Annotated in this window: 3 protein-coding genes; all 3 read left to right on the top strand. The window is 58.6% G+C overall.

The window, feature by feature from the left end; translation table 11 throughout:
- Nucleotides 1–945: sulfatase (locus tag ABX749_RS24960; protein WP_372898383.1), on the top strand; the 945-nt coding region annotated here is incomplete at its 5' end.
- Complete coding sequence (locus tag ABX749_RS24955; protein WP_372898382.1) at nt 945–2,540, top strand: sodium:solute symporter; 1,596 nt, start codon at nt 945–947, stop codon at nt 2,538–2,540. The genes ABX749_RS24960 and ABX749_RS24955, both read left to right, overlap by 1 nt.
- A gap of 11 nt (nt 2,541–2,551) precedes the next feature.
- A partial coding sequence (locus tag ABX749_RS24950) for a sulfatase (RefSeq protein ID WP_372898381.1) occupies nt 2,552–3,922 on the top strand: 1,371 nt, incomplete at its 3' end.

The raw sequence follows: 3,922 nt of genomic DNA, 5'->3' as shown, positions 1-3,922 counted from the left end.
ATTCGGTGCGAGTGCCGTGACGTGCCCGATGACGCCTACTTCGATGGCCGGATCACGACGCTGGCACTCGATGCGCTGCGGGAACGCGCGACGTCGCAACAGCCGTTCTTTCTGGCGGTCGGATTTTGGAAGCCGCATTTGCCGTTCAATGCGCCCAAGAAGTATTGGGATCTGTACGAGCGGGATGAGATCACTGGGCCGGATTGCCCGCAATGGCCGGTCGGGACGCCGCGAATCGCCTGGCACAACAGTCAGGAACTGTTGGGCAAAAGCAAACCGGCGACGTTGAGCAAGGACGACGAGCAAGAGTTGCGTCACGGTTACCTTGCCGCGATCAGCTACATGGACGCGCAAGTCGGTCGGCTGCTCAGTGAACTGGATCGTTTGGGTTTGACCGAGCGAACACTGATCGTGTTCTGGTCCGACCACGGGTTCCAGCTTGGCGATCACACGCTGTGGTGCAAGACGTCCAATTTTGAACTCGACGCCCGCGTGCCTCTGATCATCGCGCCGCCGCAGGGTGTGGCGGTGAAGCACACCGATGCGATCGTGGAATTGCTGGATCTCTACCCGACGATCACCGACCTCTGCGGTCTGGACGAACCGAGGGGAATCGAAGGCGTCAGTCTGCGGCCGTTGATCGATGGTGACGCCGTGCAGGTCAAACCGGCCGCACTGACTCAGCACCCCCGTCCGTCTTACTACGGCAAATCGATGAAAGCGATGGGCCACAGCATCCGGACTCCGCGCTTTCGTTACACCGAATGGCGTTCCAGCGAAGACGGATCATCGGCGGGTGGCGAATTGGTCGGGGTGGAACTGTATGATCACGACGTCGATCCATCCGAATCGGTCAACCGTGCCGACGACGGCGACTACCAGAAACATCGTTCGCAGTTGCGAGCGGTCTTGAATTCAATGGCGGGGGAGCCGAAAGGACAGTGATGATCGCAGCGACATTCTTTACGGGCATCGACTGGTTCGTGCTGATCGTTTACTTCGTCGGCATTCTGGCGATCGGTTTGGTGTTTTGGCGGCGCAACAAATCGGCCGACGACTTCACCGCGGGCGGGCGGTCGTTGCCGGGATGGCTGTGCGGCATGTCGATCTTCGCGACCTATCTGAGCAGCATTAGCTACCTGGCGTTGCCGGGCAAGGCGTTTGTGGACAATTGGAATGCGTTTGCCTTTTCACTCGCCCTGCCTCCGGCCGCTTGGATTGCGGTGCGGTACTTTTTACCGATGTACCGGGCGTCCGGTGAAGTCAGCGCGTATTCCTTGTTGGAACACCGATTCGGATTGTGGGCCCGTTTGTTTGCCAGTGCGTTTTACTTGTTGTTTCAGGTCGCCCGCATCGGCGTGGTGATGTACTTGATGGCCTTGCCGATGGCGATCCTGTTCGGCTGGGACATCCGCACGCTGATCTTGGTGACCGGCGTGATCGTGACGGCGTATTCTTTCATCGGCGGCATCACCGCGGTCATCTGGGCCGATGCGATCCAGGCCTTCGTGTTGCTCGGCGGTGCCTTGCTGGCGTTGGTGATCTTGTTGATGGGGATGCCCGATGGCCCAGGACAAGTGTTTGAAGTCGCAACGGCCGAAGGCAAGTTTTCGCTGGGCAGTCGATCGGTGACGGAGTGGGCCACGCCGACCCTGTGGATCGTGTTGGCTTACGGGTTGTTCGAAAACCTCAAGAACTTTGGCATCGACCAGAGTTACGTCCAACGATACATCGCCTCCAGCAGCGATCGTGAAGCCGCAAAAAGCATTTGGTTGGGGGCGTTGCTGTACGTTCCCGTCAGCGCGCTGTTCCTGTTTATCGGAACGGCATTGTACGCCCACTATCAAAATCATCCCGAAGACATGGACGCGGTGCGGAACATCGTGGCGAGTCAAAAGCTGATGCAAGCCGGTGTCGATCCGGAATCCGCTGATTATCAAGATCAATTGCAAACCACGGCCGACGGGTTATCGCAAACCGACTTGGGCGATCGCGTCTTTCCCCATTTCATCGCGGCGAATTTACCGGTGGGAGCGCGGGGGTTGCTGATCGCGGCCGTGTTCGCCGCGGCGATGAGCACCGTGTCGACCGGGCTCAACTCTTCGGCAACGTTGGTGATGAGCGACTTTTACAAGCGGCTGTTGCGGCCCGATTCCAGCGACCAGGCCAGCATGCTCGTGTTGCGATCGGCGACGTTGGTCTGGGGGGCTCTTGGGACGATCGTGGCGTTGATTCTGGTGCGGTTGACCAATAGCGTGTTGGACATCTGGTGGACGCTGTCGGGGGTCCTCGGCGCGGCGATCATCGGACTGTTTTTGTTGGGAACCACCTCGCCGAGACTGCGGGAACGCCCGGCGATTCTGATTCTCGCCATCGGCGTCGTCTTGATCGCTTGGATGACGTTTTCCAAAACCGCCTACTGGCCGGTGGCGCTCGAATCGATTGCCAGTCCGTTCCACCCGTTTCTGGTCATCGTGTTCGGCCCGGCTGTGATGGTGACGCTGGGTTTGGTTGTTTCTCGTGGGAGAGCGGTGCAGTGAGGCAATGGATTTTGAAGATTGCAATGGGACCGCTGTCGATAGCGGCTCTGTTTGTCGTGATGATGGGATCGACGCGTTGTTTTTCCCAGGCAGCCGATCGGCCCAACCCAACGGAACGCACCAACATTCTGTTCATTCTGGTTGACGATCTGGCTTGGGCAGACCTGGGATGTTATGGGCACCCCTGGCACCAGACGCCCCACATCGATCGATTGGCCAGTCAAGGCATGCGGTTGACTCATGGCTACGCGTCGGCGCCGATTTGCAGCGCATCGCGAGCGAGTCTGTTGACGGGCAAGACGACGGCTCGGCTGGGGTTTGAATTTGTCACCAAGGATCAACCGGGATACCAGAAGATCGAAGGGACGACGATGCTGCAAGCACCGCCGTTGACCTTGAATCTGCCGCTGCAGGAAAATTCGATCGCCGAGCATTTGAGCGGACTTGGTTACGAAACCGCGTTCTTCGGCAAATGGCACCTGAATCAGCATCACGGCGGATACCTCGGCTGGAGTCCGACGCACGGTCCGGCGGCACAGGGATTTGAAATTGCCGTCGAAGACTTTGGCGCGCACCCGTATTCGTGGAAGCGGTCTCCCGTGGCGAGCATTGAGCGCGAAGGCGAGTACGCGTCGGATTCGATGGTCGACCGAGTCTGCGATTATCTGGTTGAAAAACACGACCGACCGTTCTTCGCAATGGCATCGTCGTTTTATGTGCACACACCCGTCAAAACGCCATGCAAGTGGCTGGTCGACCGATTCGATCGAGTCATCCCGCAAGGTATCCCCAATCGTGACCGACGTGTCACCTACGCCGCGTTCCTGCAGACACTGGACCATCACGTCGGTCAAATGCTCGATGCCGTGGACGCCTCGGGGCAAGCGGATCAGACCTTGGTCGTATTCATGTCGGATAACGGTGGTCATCCCGAATACGTTTCCAACGCACCGCTGCGGGGTTCGAAATGGAACCTTTACGAGGGCGGGATTCGTGTGCCGATGATCGCCAGATGGCCGGGCAAGATCGACGCGGCGAGTGAGTCGGATGCGCCGGTGATCGGCTATGACTTGTTGCCGACCTTCGTTGACGTCGCCGGCGGTACGGTCGACAGCGTTGACGGTGAATCGATTCGGGGCGTGTTGCAAGGGACATCACAGCCAACTGATCGCAGCCTGATCTGGCACTTTCCCTACTACCATCCCGAACGCGGGTACAAGGATGCGAAGCAGACGATCGGCATCGACGATTTTTGTGTCAGTCAAACCCGCCCCCAATCCGCACTTCGCCGCGATCAACACAAACTGCTCTGGTTTGCCGAAGACGATCGCGTCGAGCTGTACGATTTAGCATCCGACCCCGGAGAACAACACGACCTATCT

The organism is Stieleria sp. (assembly GCF_041595215.1).
Lineage (GTDB): Bacteria > Planctomycetota > Planctomycetia > Pirellulales > Pirellulaceae > Stieleria > Stieleria magnilauensis.
The sequence above is the reverse complement of the archived record's forward strand: the minus strand, read 5'-3'. Positions and strand labels throughout refer to the sequence as shown.